This is a genomic window from Methylobacterium sp. FW102-HT35C08 (assembly GCF_058790235.1).
Map to the genome: position 1 here is coordinate 1,607,501 of NZ_JBYTCL010000002.1, position 15,496 is coordinate 1,622,996.

Consider the following 15,496-nt stretch of genomic DNA (forward strand, 5'->3'; position numbering starts at 1 on the left):
AGCAGGTCGAGGAGTTTTTCCGCCGCCCCCGGCACGAAGGGCTGGGTCAGGATGCCGAAGGCGCGCAAGCTCTCCAGGGTCGTGTACAGCACCGCGTTCATCCGCGCCGGGTCGGACTTGCGCAGTTTCCACGGCTCCTGGGCGGCGAAGTAGCGGTTGGCCTCGGCCACCACGGCCCAGATCTCGGCCAGGACGGTGTGGAGCGCCAGCTCGCCCATGAGGGTCCGGGCCCGCGCCGGCAGGGCATCGGCCTGGGCCAGCAGGGCCGTGGCGGCCGCGTCCAGGCTGCCCGGATCCGGCACCGCGCCGTCGCAGTTCTTGGCGACCATCGAGAGCGAGCGCTGGGCGAGGTTGCCGAGATCGTTGGCCAGATCGGCGTTGATCCGGCCGATGATCGCCTCGTGGCTGTAGCTGCCGTCGCCGCCGAACGGCACCTCGCGCAGCACGAAGTAGCGCACCGGGTCGACGCCGTAGGTGTCGGCGAGCTCGAACGGGTCGAGGACGTTGCCCAGCGACTTCGACATCTTCTCGCCCTTGGAGAGCAGGAAGCCGTGGCCGAAGACGCGCTTGGGCAGGGGCAGCCCGGCCGACATCAGGAAGGCCGGCCAGTAGACCGCGTGGAACCGCACGATGTCCTTGCCGATCACGTGCAGGTCCATCGGCCAGAATTTCCGTTTGGGGTTCTCCGCGTCGGGGAAGCCGGTGACGGTGAGATAATTGGTGAGCGCGTCGACCCACACGTACATGACGTGGTTCGGGTGGCCGGGCACCGGCACGCCCCAGTCGAAATTGGTGCGGCTGACCGAGAGGTCCTTGAGGCCGGAGCGCACGAAGCTCGCCACCTCGTTCTTCCGGGTCTCCGGCCCGATGAAGCCGGGCTGCTCGTCGTAGAGCTTCAGCAGCCTGTCTTGGTAGGCGGAGAGCCGGAACAGGAAATTCTCCTCCTCCATCCACTCGACCGGCGTGTCGGTGGCGAGGCTGCGGCGGCTGCCGTCCTCCAGGAGCCGGGTCTCGGACGCGTCGTAATAGGCCTCGTCACGGACCGAGTACCAGCCGGCATACTTGTCGAGGTAGATGTCGCCGTTGGCCTCCATCCGTCGCCAGATTTCCTGGGCGGCTTCGTAATGGCCGGGCTCGGTGGTGCGGATGAAGCGGTCGTAGGCGCAGTCCATCCGGTCGGCCATCGCCTGGAACCGGGCGGCGGTGCCGTCGACGAAGGCGCGCGGCGTGGTGCCGGCCCGGGTCGCGGCCTGCTGGATCTTCAGCCCGTGCTCGTCGGTCCCGGTGGAGAACAGCACGTCGTAGCCGTCGAGCCGGTGGAAGCGCGCGATCGCGTCGGCGGCGATCACCTCGTAGGCGTGGCCGATATGGGGCGCGCCGTTGGGGTAGGAGATCGCGGTCGAGAGACCGAAGGTCTTTCGGGGATTCGCCGGGGCGTTGGACGTCACGTCTGTGGTGTTCCGGATGAGCGCGGGAGGCTGTCCGCGTTGTCGCGCGGCCGGAGCCGGGACGCAACCGTTGCAGCCTGCGGGCCCGTCGGAACCACGTCCTCGGCCGGCCCGGGCGGCGGGGGAATCTCGGTCGTCTCCCGCCATGCGCGATCGTCCCCGCGCGCCGTTCGGCGCCGGGGGCATGGCCCAAGAGACGAACACGCGGGACGCGGGACGCCGCGGGAACCCAGGTGTCGGCCAGTCAACGCGCGGGATCCGATCCCCGCGGCGCCCGCGGCATCGACCGGGCATGGTCCCTGGCCGGTGCCGTCTTTCTCGTCGCGGTGTCTCCGACGTCCCGGTCCTGCGCCGGCCTGCCAAGCGGTCTCAGGCGAGGCGCACGCGCCTCCGGAACCCGCTATCAATGCCGTGGCCTTCCAGCCGTGTGCCCGCCTCGTAGTGGGCGGATCCGCAGGGTGCGTAGGGTCGGCCCAGTGGCGGGTCGGCGCGGGGACATTTCGGCCCCCGCCGGGCAGACTGCCGCCCGGTCTCACGCCCGCCACCGAGACACGCCCCGTACCGGCACGCCGCCCGGGGCGATGGCGGCTGAGAGCCACCGACGCGGGCACCGCCCCGCGCCACGGACCCACCCGGTCAGCCACCGGGCGGGCCCCGTCAAGGACGCCCTGGGATCGCTCCCGGACCGCCGTGGGCAGGTGGCGGCTAATGAGCACAAAATAGGAACATTGTCAAGGTCGGAGCGTGCCCGGCGCCGCGCCGGGTGGTGTCTGAAACCCGAGCGCGACCGCCCTGGCCGGTCGACTGCGCCATCCCGTCTTCAGGGTCTCGGGGTCGGAGGCGCAATCCGGCAGCATCACGCCGGGCAGCGACCGGCCGGCTCCGCGACGTGAGGACATTCTGCCGGAATGGGGACACGATTCGCACGCCTGTCCCCGAAATAATGTCTTCAATTTATGTATTAAATATCCAAATTCTCATATTCAACGTCCTTCAAATAGACGATGCGGATATTGCGTTGCTAGGATTTTCTATTGGAACCAGAATAAGGACATTGATGACTGATTCGGGTTGATATCAAACCGGATTGTGCGCCATTCGTGCCGATATGCGGGGAGGTTTTTCAATGTCTCATGACGCTAGATTGGAGCCCCTGTTTCCGATTGCCGACATACAGGGTGACATCCTGGTCGGTCTGCCGAAACGTCATGAGCATCTCATGTTTTTCGAGGTGATCGACGTCGCGGCCTTCAAGGAATTTCTTGAGCGGCTCGACATCACCAGCATGCAGGATTGTCTGCGGTTCCGCGACGAGATCGCCGCACAGAGGCAGGTCAGTCACGCGCTCATCCCGACCCCCGGTTTGAACATCGCGTTCACGGCCGCAGGACTGGCCCGGATTGGCGTCAGCCAGGTCTCCGGTGCGACCGGAATCGACGCTTTCAAGGGCGGAATGGCCAGCCGGCAAGCCGTTCTGAACGATCCGCCCGCTTCATCCTGGCGCTCCTTGCGGCCGTCCAAGCGGCTGCACGGTGTCTTCATCGTGACCGGAGCCACGCACGCCGAGGTCGCGAACGTGATGTCGCTTCGCCTGGCGCCTCCCGGTGCCAACGGATGGCGCCTGATCGATGAGGAGGTGGGGCAGGTCCGCCCGGAGCCGGTCCTGGGCCACGAGCATTTCGGCTATGCGGACGGGGTCTCGCAACCCGGCATTCGGGGGCGGATCGCCGAGACGGTCGCGCTGAATCCCGGGCTCAAGGACAGCAACGGCCAGGACAGCGAGCCGGATCAGGCCGCCCCCGGTCAGGACGTGCTGTGGCCCGGCGAATTCGTGTTCGGTTATCCGGCCCAGAATCCCGGAGCCGCTTCGTTCCCCGAGAAGGGGCCTGAGAGGACGCCCCCGATCCCGTTCATGCTGAATGGATCGTTTCTCGTCATCCGGCGCCTGGCCCAGTTGGTTCCGGAATTCAATGCCTCCGTGAAGCGGGCCTCCCAGAGCCTTCCGGCCTCATCCGATCAGGCCGACCCCGACTTGCTCGGCGCGCAGCTGGTCGGCCGCTGGAAGAGCGGCGCTGCGCTCATCCAGGCCCCGACGCGGGACAACCGTGCCCTGGGTGACAACACGCCCGACGCGAACAAATTCGAGTTCGGTGACGATCGGGAGGGGCTGATCTGCCCCTGGGCCGCCCATATCCGCAAAACCTATCCGCGGGACGATGTCCGTCATGACACCAGCCCCCCGCCGGCGGATGTGGATCGGGCGGAGGCGTTCACGCAGACCCATCGCATGCTGCGGCGCGGGATCGCGTTCGGTCCTGAGCTGACCGAGGAGGAAGCCCTGTCGGGAACCTCGAACGGCGGGGATCACACGCGCGGGCTTCTCTTCAAGTGTTATGTCACGTCCATCGAGGGCCAGTTCGAGTTCGTTCAGCAGCAATGGAGTAACGCGGCGGACTTCTCGCAGGAAGGGAGCGGGATCGATCCGATCATCGGGCAGAGTCCGAGCGCCGTCCGGCCCTTCAGGGGTGCCGCGCCCATTTCCAGGAACGTCGCCGGGAAGCCCGATCTGACTCTGAGGAGCTTCGTGCGCATGGAGGGGGGAGAGTATTTCTTTGCGCCTTCGATCCCGGCCCTCCGGTCGCTCTAGGTCCGCCGGCTCTCCGCTACGGTCGGGCGGCGGGCGACGCGACGTCCCCGGTCCACCCCGTAACCCGCTTCGCCCCTGGGCAGCCGCCCTGGCTGCCCAGGGGCGAAGCCTACGCCACCTCCGCGAGATCCCCGAACAGGGACAGCACCACCGGCCGCCGGTCGAGGTTGTAGATCGCCGCCTCCCGGGCGGCGCGGCCGAACCGGTCGGCGACCTCCACCAGGGCGGCGAGGCGGGCGGGGGGCTCGTCCCGGCGCCGGTCGATCTCGGCCGAGACGAAGCGCAGCACCGCGTCCTGGGCGGCCTCGAACCGCCCCTCGGCGTCGCGGCCCGCCAGGGTCTCGGCGAGCTTGAGCACCCGGCCCCAGTCGGGATTGCGCGCCCGCGCCAGCAGGGTCTCGATCTCGGCCACGAGGCCGGCGGTGACCGGATCGAGCATCGCCAGCGCGCGGGCGACCGAGCCCTCGCACTGGGCCAGCGCCCTGGCCAGGGCGGTCTCGTCGGGCTGCGGGAAGGGCTCGGGCAGGCCGCGCACGACCCGGGCGACGTCCTCGGCCGGGAGGGGGCGCAGCATCAGCGCCCGGCAGCGCGAGCGGATCGTCGGCAGCAGCCGGCCGGGCTGGTGCGACAGGATCAGGAACAGCGCCCGGGGCGGGGGCTCCTCCAGCACCTTGAGCAGGGCGTTGGCGGCGTTGGCGTTCAGGTCCTCGGCGCTGTCGAGGATGCAGACCCGCCAGCCGGAATCCGCCGCCGTCGTGGCGAACAGGTCGAGGGCGCGGCGGACCATGTCGACCGAGATCTTGGTCGGCAGCGCCTTGGCGCCCGCCACCCGGTGGCGGCGCAGGACCACGAGATTCGGGTGCGACAGGCCCGCCACCTTGCCGAGGACGGCGTCGCCCGCCGGCACGGCGAGGCCCGCCGGGCCCCCGCCCGCGGGGTAGGCGAGCAGGCGCCGGGCGACCCGGTAGGCCAAGGTCGCCTTGCCGATGCCGGGGGCGCCGCCGATCAGCCACGCGTGGTGCAGGCGCCCCGCCGCGATCGCCGACGCGAAGGCGTCGGCCGCGGCCGCGTGGCCGACGAGCCCGAGGGTCTCGCGCGGGCGCGGGATCCCGGCGAGGTCCCCGGGCTCGACGTCGTCGGCGGCGCGGTCGGTGGGTTTCATGGGACGGGCTTCATGGGACGGGCTTCATGGAACGGGCTTCAGGGCGCTGCCTGCGGGTTCGGGGCGGTTCGTCGCTCCCGCCGGGGCCGCCGACACGGTTGCTGGCTGGGATGGGATCGGTCGGGCCGGGTATAGCCGCACACCGCAACTCACGCCGCATCGCCGCTCCGGTCCTCCCCCGCCGGCCGGTCGGGCAGGAGCGCCGGCAGCCGGGCCGCGACGGCGGCGCGGATCGCCGCCTCGACCGCGTCGGGCTCGCGGGACGCGTCGATCACCGCGCAGCGCTCCGGCTCGGCCCGGGCGATCGCCAGGAACGCCTCCCGCAGCCGGATGTGGAAGTCGAGAGCCTCGGCCTCGAACCGGTCGGCCCCCTGCCCCGTCCCGGCGCCGCGCCCGGCCGCGCGGGCGAGGCCGGCCTCGGGGGCGAGGTCGAGGATCAGGGTGAGGTCGGGCCGGGTCGGGCCGACGACGACCCGCTCCAGGGCGTCGACGATCCCGGGATCGAGCCCGCCCGCGGCGCCCTGGTAGGCGCGGGTCGAGTCGATGAAGCGGTCGCACAGCACGGTCTCGCCCCGGCGCAGAGCCGGGCGGATCAGCCGGTCGAGATGATCGATCCGGGCGGCGCTGAACAGCAGCGCTTCCGCGAACGGGCCGTAGGGCTTGGCGACGCCGTCGAGCAGCGCCGTGCGGATCTCCTCGGCCCGCGGCGATCCGCCGGGCTCGCGCGTCACGCAGACGGGCCGGCCCGAGCGCGCGCGCAGGGTCGCGGCGAGGCGGGCGATCTGGGTCGACTTGCCGGCCCCCTCCCCGCCCTCGAAGGTGATGAAGGCGCCGCCCGCTTCCGCGGGATCCCCGAGCCGCGGCACGGTCACGCGCGCGCCGTCACGACGGATTGGCCGCCCCGGCAGCGCCCTTGTCACCGCCCTTGTCGCTCCCCTTGCCGGCCCGGTCGAGGGCCTTGCGGACGAGGCCGGTGCCGAATTCCAGCGCCGCATCCATCGCCCGCTGCGACAGGGTGCCGGGCTCCACCGCGGCGCCGGCGACGAGCGGCTGGTCGAGGGCGACGGTGTCGCCGCGCTGGATGCGCAGGATTCCGACCCGCTGGCCCTCCTCCACGGGGGCGACGAGCGGCCCGGTATAGATCACCTTGGCGCTGACCCGGTCGCTGGAGCCGCGGGGCAGCAGCACCCGCACGGGCTTCTTCGCCACCAGCGGCACCGAGCCCGACTGGCCGCCGAACACCGAGGCCTCGGCCACGGTCTCGCCCGGCGCGAAGACCTGCCGGGGCTCGAAGGCGCGGAAGCCCCATTCCATCAGCTTGCGCGACTCGGCGGCGCGGTCCCGGGCGGTCTTGAGGCCCGAGACCACCAGCACGAGCCGCTGGCCGTTCTGCACCGCCGAGCCGGTGAGCGCGTAGCCGGATTCCTCCAGGTAGCCGGTCTTGAGCCCGTCCGCGCCGATGTCGAGGGCCAGCAGCGGGTTGCGGTTCTGCTGACGGATCTTGTTCCAGGTGAACTCCTTCTCGGCGAAGATCTTGTAGTAGTCCGGGTAGGTCTCGATGATGTGCAGCGCGAGCTTCGCCATGTCCCGGGCCGTGACCTTCTGGTCGGGCGCCGCGTAGCCGGTGGCGTTGCGGAAGGTCGAGTTGGTCAGCCCGATCTCCTTGGCGCGCTGGTTCATCAGCCCGGCGAAGGCCTCCTCGGAGCCGGCCATGTTCTCCGCGATGGTGATCGCCGCGTCGTTGCCCGACTGCACGATCAGGCCGCGCAGCAGGTCCGCCATCTTGATGCGGCTGTTGACCTGCGCGAACATCGACGAGCCGCCGCCCCCCGCCCCGCCGCGCTTCCACGCGTCCTCGGTGACGGTGAACTCCGTGTCCATCGACAGGCGGCCGGATTTCAGCGCCTCGAACACGATGTCGGTGGTCATCAGCTTGGCCATGCTGGCCGGGGAGAAGCGCTCGTCGGCGGCCTTCTCGAACAGGACCGAGCCGGAATCGGCGTCGATCAGGATCGCGTGCGGGGCCGCGGTCTGGAAGCCCTGCGCGGCGGCGGCGGCGAGGCCGGCGCCCAGCGCGCAGGCGGCCGCGAGAAGGGTGAGAAGGGGTCTGCGCATCGCCGTTCCGTCCCGCGCCTGCCGTCGGGCCGGGAGAGCCTCGGCCGTTTCCGGATAACAAGCGTGACCATATTACGGTTTCGCGCCGGGATCGAATGCGAAATGCCGCATCGCGATCAAGAGGCTGCGGCCGGCGTGGGCGCCGCCGGGCCGTCCTCAGTAGATCCCGGCGAGGCGGGCGTGGTGCGCGCCGGCAGGCGCCGCCGTCTTGCTCGGGGCCGCGCCCTTGGCCGGGGCCGCCGACCGGGCGGTCGCGGCGGCCTTGGTGATCCCCGCGGTTCCGGGGGCCTTGGACGGGACCGCCGCGCCCGCGGGGGCTTTCGGTGCCGCCGCGCTGGCCAGACGCGCCATGGCGAGCTTGGCCGAGGGTGGAAGCGCTGCGGGCGCGGCCTTGGCGAGCCGCGCGGGGGCAGGCGATGCGGTCGGCCGCAGGGCGGCCTGCACGGGCGCCGCGTGGCCCGCCGCAATCTTCAGGACGGCCCCGCGCCCCGGCGCCGGCGGCGCGCCGTGGGCCAGGGCCGGGTTGAGGCCCGCCACCGTCGGGGCGGTGCCCCGTGACGCGGCAGCCTGCACGGGTTGCGGCCGGAACTCCCGCACGCGCGGGGCGGTGGGCTGCACGGCCGCCGGAACCGTCACGGCCGCCGAGGCCAGCACGATCGGCGCGCGTATCGGGGCCGGCCTCTCGGGACGGGGCGCCGGCGCTTCGGCGGGCTCCTCGCGCGCCTGTGCGGGGTCCTGGACAGGCTTGAAGGCGAGCGGCGCGGGGGCCGAGCGCGCGTAGCGCTCGGTCTCCGCCGAGGAGCCGAGATCGGCCACCATCACGGTGGAGCGGCCGGCCGGCCGGCCGTCGGTGCGCAGGCTCGCGAGCAGCTTGCGGTCGTCGCTGCCGGCGACCGAGGCCTTGCCGACATACTCGACGCGCACATGCGCGGTGCCGCGGCGGTGGAAGCCCAGCGCGTCGGCCGCCTCCTCCGAGACATCCATGACGCGGCCGGCATGGTAGGGGCCGCGGTCATTGACGCGCACTACCATCGAGTAGCCGTTGTCGAGGTTGGTCACCCGGGCGTAGCTCGGCAGCGGCAGGGTCGGGTGGGCGGCCGCGATCGAGTGCCGGTCGAACACCTCGCCGTTGGCGGTCATGCGCCCGTGGAAGGCCGAGCCGTACCAGGAGGCGAGGCCCTCGCGCACGTAGCCGTTCGGATCCTCCTTGGGCACGTAGGTCTGGCCGGCGACCACGTAGGGCTTGCCGGTGTAGCGGCGGCCGCCGCCCTTCGGGATCACGTCGCCCTCGTTGTAGAGGCGCGGGCTGGCCTTGACCCCGTATTTCGGATCGATGCCGTTGCCGGCGGCCAGCTTCTGCTGGGGCGCGGTGGCGCAGTTCGCCGTGGCCAGGGCCACGCCCGACACGGCCATGAGCCGCAGGGCGAGGCGCGCCGGCCGGGGGAGCGTCGTGCGCACCATCGTGGACTTCACCAACTCTACGCGTGACCGGGGCCCGGCAACCGGACCGGAACCGGCTGGCCCTGGAGGCGGTCAGCCGGTCCACCGAGAATTGTATCGGTCGCGTAAAGGAAGCCTGAACGGCGGCGGGGTTCGGCCGCCGTTCAGCCGATCCACGTCGTTCATGCTGTGCGGTAAGGACAACGCTGAACGCGTTGAGAAGGCACCTGAATTTGCGCTGCAGTACTCGGCCGCTCTGGCGCGCGGCCGGATTTTCAGCGCGGCTGCGTCTCGGTCAGCTGCGCGATGGACCGGGCGCCGCGCTGCTTGAACAGCAGGTCGAGACCTTCCAGCAGGAGGGCGTGCATCTTGGTCCGCTCGGCATAGGCGAGATCCCGCAGCTGATCGTAGACCGGCGGCTCCAGGTAGACCGACATCTGGCGGGCGCGCTGCTTGAGCGTGGCCGCCGGCTTCGGCGCCGGCGGCGCGAGGGCCAGCGCCACGATCTCGGCGCCCTGGGGCCGATGGGCCGGGACGGATCGGGCCGGTGGGCTCGCCGAGGCGACGATGGCCGCGAGGCTGAGCTTAGGCGGCTTGGACATTCTGACCCGTCCTCAGGGACTGCGTGCGGCGCTCGATCCAGGACCAGAGGCGGCGGACCTCCCCGGCGGCCTGGCCTTTGGGGTTGAATTCGGTGACGCCCTGACCGAGGCCGATCGCGTCCTGATGGTCGGTGCGGGCGACGATGTTCACGTCCGGCAGGATGCCGAGCACCGCGAGCCCGTCCGCCGCATCGCGGACCCGGTACGAGCGCGGCGGGGTCTGGTTCAGCACGAAGGCGAACTTCTTCTCCAGCCGGTAGACGGCCGCCAGCGTCGGCTTGAAGGCGCGCAGGTCGGCGGGCGTCGGCCGGCACGGGATGATGCAGAGATCCGCCGCGCGGATCGCCGACAGGGTGCCGGTGGAATCGACGCCCGGCGTGTCGATGAACACGTAGTCGTAGGCCGAGTCGCGCAGGCGCTCCATCACCGCGTCGATCTGCGTGGCGTCGATCTGGGCGACCTCCGGCCCGTCGGCCGTGCGATGGTCCAGCCAGTCCGAGATCGTAGCCTGGCGGTCCATCTCCAGGATGCAGACCGTATGGCCCGCCTCCCGGGCGGCCACCGCCAGGGAGATGCACAGCGTGCTCTTGCCGCTGCCGCCCTTCTGCGTGACGAAGGTGATCGCTTTCATCCTGGGCGTCCTCCAGAAGGCCCCGTGACTCCGTCCGGGCGGCCGCGACTCCCGGTCGCTGCACCGACGGGACCAACCTCAGGTGACTGCGTCGCGGCGTGCCACGATCCTGTGACCCAAGGATGCTCCCGGGTACGGTGCGGCCGGTATGGTTAACGGGGGGTTAAGGGGGCATCCTGCCAGGACTTTACCTGCGCGTGGCAGTCCTCGACGACAGGTTCTTAAACTTCAGGTTAAGATTTCTGGCGTAGAATGGGTTAACAGCCTTCCCAGCGCCACCAGGATACCGTAGCGTGCTCGCAGGTGAGATGAGGAGCTTGCTGGAGGTGGAAACCTCAAGTTTAGAGATCTCGGACGTCTCGGCGAGGAATGGCATGGCCGAAGCCCCGATCCCGCAATCCGTCCTGGACGCCTCGGGCGTGGTCGGCACGTGGGTCCACGATTACTGGGCCGGACAGCTGGCGCTCTCGGCCTCCCTGGCGGGCCTGCTCGGCCTCGACCCGGAGGCGGCGGCGCGCGGCGTGTCCCTCGAAGCCTTCCTGGACCGCACCCATCCCGAGGACCGCATCCGGATCGAGAGCTACCTGCACGCGGTGGCCGAGACCGGCGGTCCCATGGAGGCCGAGTTCCGCACCCGGGACACCCGGACCGGCATCCGCACGCTGCTGATGCGCGGCCGGATCGAGCGCGATCCCACCGGCCGGGCGATCCGGGGCCGCGGCATCGCCATCGACCGGACCGAGGAGCAGGCGGCCAATCTCGTGCAGAGCGAGCGCGTCGTGAACCGGATGGCGGAGCACATCATCGCCCTGCGCGACCTCGCCCGCGCCCTGCACCGGCCCGCGCTCACGGACCGCATCGAGCACCTGATGATCGAGATCGGCTTCGAACTCGCCCGCTTCCTGCCCGAGCCGGAGGACGAGCCGCGCCACTGAGGCGCCGGGACCCGGGCGCGGAGCGCGGTTTCGGTCCGGCGGCGCATCGGGCTCGGCGGTTGGCCGGCCATCCGAGCCACAGCCGTCGCGCCCGCGTGTCGGATGCCGCGGCGTGGCGCGCCGAGCGTCAGCGCCGGCTCGCGTCCGGATCCGGACGCCCCGCGGCCGGGCGGCGGACCAGCTGGAGGCTCATCCCGGCGCGTGCGAGGACCGGCGCGGCCGCGTAGCCGCGCGCCCGCAGCAGGTCCGCGGCCTGATCCGGGGCGGTCGTGTCGGTGTAGAACAGGAATTCGGGATGGGCGGCGAGGAACGCGTCCATCGGCCCGATCGGCAGCGCGGGATCGATCCGCGCCCAGCGCTCGACCTGATGATCGTTGGTCGGATCCGGGCTTCGGCTGAGATCGGGGACCTGCAGGAAGGCCAGCCGGCTGCGCGTCGCCTGGTCGACGCCGTCGTAGATCTCGAAGAAGCGCAGCCCGTTGCCGGTCGCGATCGGCAGGCCCGCCGGGGCACGGGTCGCGAGGTCGATCGCCGCCTCCCTGCGGAAGGTCCACGGCCTGCCCGCCGTCCAGAGGAGGGCGGCGGCCGAGACCCCGATCAGGGCACAGGCGATGACGCCGCTGCGCCGATGCGCGGCAACCCCCTGCGCGACGAGGAGGCTGACGCCCAGCACCGTCACGATCACGTAGCGGGCGTTGAACGTCCCGGTCACGACGGCCGCGAAGGCGAACACCAGCAGGGGGACGGCGCAGATGATTCCGGCGACGGGGCCGAGGCCGTCCGCCTGCGCGCCGCCGCGGCCGGCGAGCAGCCGGGCGCCGATCGCGGCCAGCAGGATCACGAGGGGCGCCGGCGGCAGCAGATCGTCCCCGCCGGCCAGCTCGACATAGGTGGCGACCAGGCGCTCGATCGTCGGCCGCGCATAGTAGTCCGGCGCGGCCGTGTCGCCATGGTTGTAGGCGCTTACCGCCCGCATGATCGGGAGCCAGAGCAGGAGCGAGGCCGCGGCGGCGAGGAGCGCCAGGACGATCGGCCACCGGATGCGCCGGTGCCGGAGCATCCAGACGAGTTCCATCAGGCCGAGGGCGGCGGCCAGCAGGATCGCGTAGAAATGCATCCCCACGGCGAGGGCGAGCAGGAGCGCGATCCCGAGCGCGCGCCGGCCGGAGACGGGCCGCGCGGCCGGCCCGTCCCAGAGCAGGCACGCCAGCGCGAAGCACGCCGCCACGCCGGCATATGGCCGGGCCTGGATGGCGTAGGTGACCAGGGGCCCCGACAGGCAGAAGACCAGGGCGAGGCACGCCACCGGGAGGGTGAACCGTCGACGCGCCAGCACGAAGGCGGCGAGCGCGACGACGGCGATCGCCAGGATCGAGGGCAGGCGCAGGATCACCGGGTCGTCGAATCCGGCGGCCAGGATCGCCCGCAGCACGATATGGTAGAGCGGGGGCGAGAATTCGGCGCCCTGACGCAGCGCCTCCCACACCGCCGCAACGCTGCCGCGGCGCGCCGTCCAGACCGCGAGGACCTCGTCCATCCAGTAGGGTTTCCGGGAGGCCGCGAGGGCGACCCAGAGATAGGCCAGGCATGCGGCGGCGGTCAGCCCGAGGGCGGCCCGGTCGATCCAGCGCTGCCCGGGCTCCGGCAGGGCCGCGCCGTCCGTCCCGGCGCGGATCGCGGGGACCCCGGATCGGACCGGGAGCCCGGAGCGCCCGGGCCGATCCGGCTGCAGGGGGAGCGCGCCGGTCATCGCGGCGCTTCGCCGGAGCGCGCGCGGCGGGCGAGCGCGCGGCCGATCCGGTCGGCATTGGCCATGATGGTCAGGGTCGGGTGCGTGGCCGGAAGCGTCGGGAGGGCGGCGCCGTCGGCGATGTAGAGGCCCGGCACCCGGGCCAGCGCGCCGTCCGCGCTCGTGGCGGCCAGGCCGCCCCCGCCCATCGGCAGCGTCCCCGCGTAATGCGCGTCCGCCCCGGGCTCCAAAATCGCGGTCGAGCCCGGCAGCGCCAGCGCGCCGGCGCGCCGCAGGGCGCGCCCGAGCCGGGACAGGTCCGCCGTCAGGCTCGCCCCGGCCTCGGCCGTCCGCGCGCCGCGGATCGACAGCCGGGTCGCATCGTCCACCCGCGACACCGTCAGGGTGTTCCGGCTCTGCGCGCCGGGCCGGTAGCAGGTCGCCAGCAGCAGCGCCGGTGCGAGCGCGCGGGCCATGCGCAGGGCGAAGGGGCGCCCCAGCGGCAGGCGCCCGGCCAGCATGTCGAGGGGGAGCGTGTCGGCGCCGTAGAGCACGCCCGCCGCGTCGCCCGCCCGGTAGAACACCTGCCCGAGGCCCAGGCCGCCCGCGGGCCGGTCGCTCCCGACGAGGCGCGGCACCAGGAAGGCCGCCGCCGCCGCCGGGTTGCTGAGGAGCCGCACCGGTTGGTCGAACAGGCCGAGCCGCGCCAGGGCGAGCCCGGTCGTGGCGATCGTGCCGGCGGCGAGCACCACCCGGGGCGCCGTCACGGTCACGGCCCCGCCGCGCGTCTCGACCCGGAGGCGATGACCCGCGCCGTCGGCCTCGACGGCGCGGACCAGATGGCCGGGCCGGTACGCGACGTTCGGCCGGCGGGTCAGGGCCGGCAGTTCCAGGTCGCTGGCGTAGATGCTGCCGCGGTCGCAGCCGTAGAGGCACAGCCCGCACAGGTTGCAGGCCTGCCGGCCGTCGAGGGGCGCGTCCAGCACGGCGTTCGGGGCCGGCTCCAGCCGGACACCGGTCCGCCCGGGCCTGGAGGCGTGCCGCGCCAGGACGAACCGGGCCGCCGGGCTCGATGGCGGTGCGGGCGGGCCCAGCCCGATCCTGCGGGCGACGCGGGCGTAGGCGGCGTCGAGCTCGGCGGCGGGAAACGGCAGGTCGGCGCGCTCGGCGGCGGTGAACGGCGTCGCGAGCGCCCCCCAGATCGTCGAGAGGCCGCCGCGCCCGAGGGAGCCGGCGGCGAAGAAGCCGGCGGTCGAGAGCCCGATCCGATCCGGGAAGCCGGCGCGCGCGGCGCGCGCGCGGGGCGTGCCGAATTTCGGCGACACGTCCGGCGGCGCCTCGACCGCCGCGAGGTCGGCGCCGAATCGCGTCTTCCAATGCTCCGGATCGGCCCGGTGCCGAGCCGGGGCGAGACCGGGACCCGCGCCCGGCTCCGAGGCGTCGAGCAGGAGGACGCGCAGGCCCGCCTCCGCCAGCGGCCAGGCGGCGCTGACGCCCGCAGGCCCGCTGCCGACGACGACCACGTCGGCGTCCGGTGCCGTCATCGCAGCAGGGCGCGGGTGGCGCGGAAAGGCATCGCCAGGATCTCGAGCGCGCCGTCGGCGGCGAGGCCGGCGAGCCGCCGCGCCCGGCCGGGCCGGCCGAGCGCCGCCTCGCCGGCGGGGCTCGCCTCGACGAGCCGCATGGCCAGGGCGAGCCGCCGGGCGAGCGGCGCGTTCCGGTCGAGGGGTTCGATGAAGCGCAGCAGCCCCGGCGCGGCCCGGACCGGCAGGGGCAGCGCCAGCGGGGCGGCCGCGCCGTCGCGGGTCAGGGCCCGCACGTAGCGCCGGACCAGGGCGCCGCCCGGCCGCGCGCGCAGGACGTAGCGCTCCAGGATCCGGCCCTCTTCCAGGAGTGCCCGGCGGGCGGCGGGCTCGCCGAGCAGGCCGTCCGCGAGCGGGCGGACCGGCAGGCCGAGGCGCGCCAGATCCGCCGCACTCGGCATCGGGCGCGTGCCGGCGAGGCCGAGGATGCGTTCGCGGTCGATCCGGGGGCCGAACGGAATCGCGTTCAGCGCCGCGCAGCCGAGGAGCGCGAGGCGCAGCGGGATCGGCACGATGAGCGGCCGGCGGCCGCCGGTGCCGACGGCCAGCGCGGTCAGCACGGCCCCGAACGTGACCGGGACCGGACCGGCGAGGCCGACGGCACCGCGGAGCGGCCCGTCGAGGCCGAGCAGGACGCCGCGCGCGACCTCGGTTCGATGGATCGGCTGGACGCGCGTGCCGGGGGCGACCATCGGGATGACCGGAAGCCGCGCGAGACGCCGGAGGAGGCCGTACATCGCCATCGGCGGGCCGCCGTAGACGAGGCCGATCCGCAGGGAGAGCTCGCCGGGGCCGTCGAACAGCTGCTCGATCGCCCATTTCGCGCGCCCGTAGGCGTTGGGCGCGTCGGGCCGGGCGGATTGCGAGGACGCGAACACGATCCGGCCGAGGCCGAGGGCCCGCGCCCCGTCCCGGAGCAGGCGGGTGCCCGCGCGGTTGCGGTCGTCGCCCGGCGCCCGCTCGCGCCAGTCATGGGCGAGGTGGACCAGCGCCTGGCGGTCCGGCGGCAGGGCCGGGTCGAGGCAGGCGGGCGGCAGCGGGTCGCCGAGGCTCCAGGGCACGACCCGGAGGCCGGCCGGCAGCCCGCGCGACCCGCGCCCGAGCGCCGTGACGGCGCGTCCCTCGGCGAGCGCCGCGGCGACGAGGCCGCGGCCGACATAGCCGCTCGCCCCGGTGACGATCAGGTGCCGGATCTCCGCCATGG

Annotated in this window: 12 protein-coding genes (1 of these 12 only partly in view); 2 read left to right on the forward strand and 10 right to left on the reverse strand. The window is 72.9% G+C overall.

Features of this window, described 5'->3' with window-relative positions; translation table 11 throughout:
• Positions 1 to 1,448: the 5' portion of a methionine--tRNA ligase gene (gene metG / locus AC3WSN_RS07660; protein WP_192709310.1), read on the reverse strand. It extends 130 nt beyond the left edge of the window; the window shows 1,448 of its 1,578 coding nt (coding positions 1–1,448); the start codon lies at positions 1,446 to 1,448; its stop codon lies off the left edge, out of view.
• A 1,144-nt stretch (positions 1,449 to 2,592) separates the two neighbouring features.
• Here metG and AC3WSN_RS07665 point away from each other — a divergent pair.
• Positions 2,593 to 4,095, forward strand: a complete 1,503-nt coding sequence (locus AC3WSN_RS07665; protein ID WP_492537060.1) for a Dyp-type peroxidase — start codon at positions 2,593 to 2,595, stop codon at positions 4,093 to 4,095.
• A gap of 109 nt (positions 4,096 to 4,204) precedes the next feature.
• Here the strand turns inward: AC3WSN_RS07665 and AC3WSN_RS07670 are convergent, their stop codons facing one another.
• The 6 genes from AC3WSN_RS07670 to AC3WSN_RS07695 all read right to left on the reverse strand — a co-directional run bounded on the left by AC3WSN_RS07670 (position 4,205) and on the right by AC3WSN_RS07695 (position 10,045).
• Positions 4,205 to 5,257, reverse strand: coding sequence for a DNA polymerase III subunit delta' (locus AC3WSN_RS07670; protein ID WP_492537062.1), 1,053 nt, complete (start codon positions 5,255 to 5,257; stop codon positions 4,205 to 4,207).
• A gap of 149 nt (positions 5,258 to 5,406) precedes the next feature.
• Positions 5,407 to 6,129, reverse strand: coding sequence for a dTMP kinase (gene tmk / locus AC3WSN_RS07675; protein WP_192709307.1), 723 nt, complete (start codon positions 6,127 to 6,129; stop codon positions 5,407 to 5,409).
• Positions 6,130 to 6,139: 10 nt separating this feature from the next.
• Complete coding sequence (locus tag AC3WSN_RS07680; protein ID WP_192709306.1) at positions 6,140 to 7,372, reverse strand: D-alanyl-D-alanine carboxypeptidase family protein; 1,233 nt, start codon at positions 7,370 to 7,372, stop codon at positions 6,140 to 6,142.
• Between the two features lie 156 nt (positions 7,373 to 7,528).
• Positions 7,529 to 8,833 carry a septal ring lytic transglycosylase RlpA family protein gene (locus AC3WSN_RS07685; protein WP_492543037.1) on the reverse strand — a complete coding sequence of 435 codons (1,305 nt, stop codon included), beginning with the start codon at positions 8,831 to 8,833 and terminating at the stop codon, positions 7,529 to 7,531.
• Positions 8,834 to 9,087: 254 nt separating this feature from the next.
• Positions 9,088 to 9,414 (reverse strand): ribbon-helix-helix domain-containing protein, encoded by a 327-nt coding sequence (locus AC3WSN_RS07690; RefSeq protein WP_192709305.1) that lies wholly within the window; start codon positions 9,412 to 9,414, stop codon positions 9,088 to 9,090.
• A complete protein-coding gene (locus tag AC3WSN_RS07695; protein WP_192709304.1) occupies positions 9,398 to 10,045 on the reverse strand; it encodes a division plane positioning ATPase MipZ in 648 nt (215 codons plus the stop codon). The genes AC3WSN_RS07690 and AC3WSN_RS07695 overlap by 17 nt, the downstream gene beginning before the upstream one ends.
• 374 nt (positions 10,046 to 10,419) lie before the next feature.
• Between AC3WSN_RS07695 and AC3WSN_RS07700 the strand changes: the two genes are divergently transcribed.
• Positions 10,420 to 10,980, forward strand: coding sequence for a PAS domain-containing protein (locus tag AC3WSN_RS07700; protein WP_192709303.1), 561 nt, complete (start codon positions 10,420 to 10,422; stop codon positions 10,978 to 10,980).
• A gap of 127 nt (positions 10,981 to 11,107) precedes the next feature.
• Here the strand turns inward: AC3WSN_RS07700 and AC3WSN_RS07705 are convergent, their stop codons facing one another.
• The 3 genes from AC3WSN_RS07705 to AC3WSN_RS07715 are packed head-to-tail and all read right to left on the reverse strand — an operon-like array spanning position 11,108 to position 15,494.
• Entirely contained in the window at positions 11,108 to 12,730 is a 1,623-nt protein-coding gene (locus AC3WSN_RS07705) for a hypothetical protein (RefSeq protein WP_492537065.1), read from the reverse strand.
• A complete protein-coding gene (locus AC3WSN_RS07710; RefSeq protein ID WP_492537067.1) occupies positions 12,727 to 14,253 on the reverse strand; it encodes an FAD-dependent oxidoreductase in 1,527 nt (508 codons plus the stop codon). The genes AC3WSN_RS07705 and AC3WSN_RS07710 overlap by 4 nt, the downstream gene beginning before the upstream one ends.
• Positions 14,250 to 15,494, reverse strand: coding sequence for an NAD-dependent epimerase/dehydratase family protein (locus tag AC3WSN_RS07715; RefSeq protein WP_492537069.1), 1,245 nt, complete (start codon positions 15,492 to 15,494; stop codon positions 14,250 to 14,252). The genes AC3WSN_RS07710 and AC3WSN_RS07715 overlap by 4 nt, the downstream gene beginning before the upstream one ends.
• Positions 15,495 to 15,496: the final 2 nt, after the last annotated feature.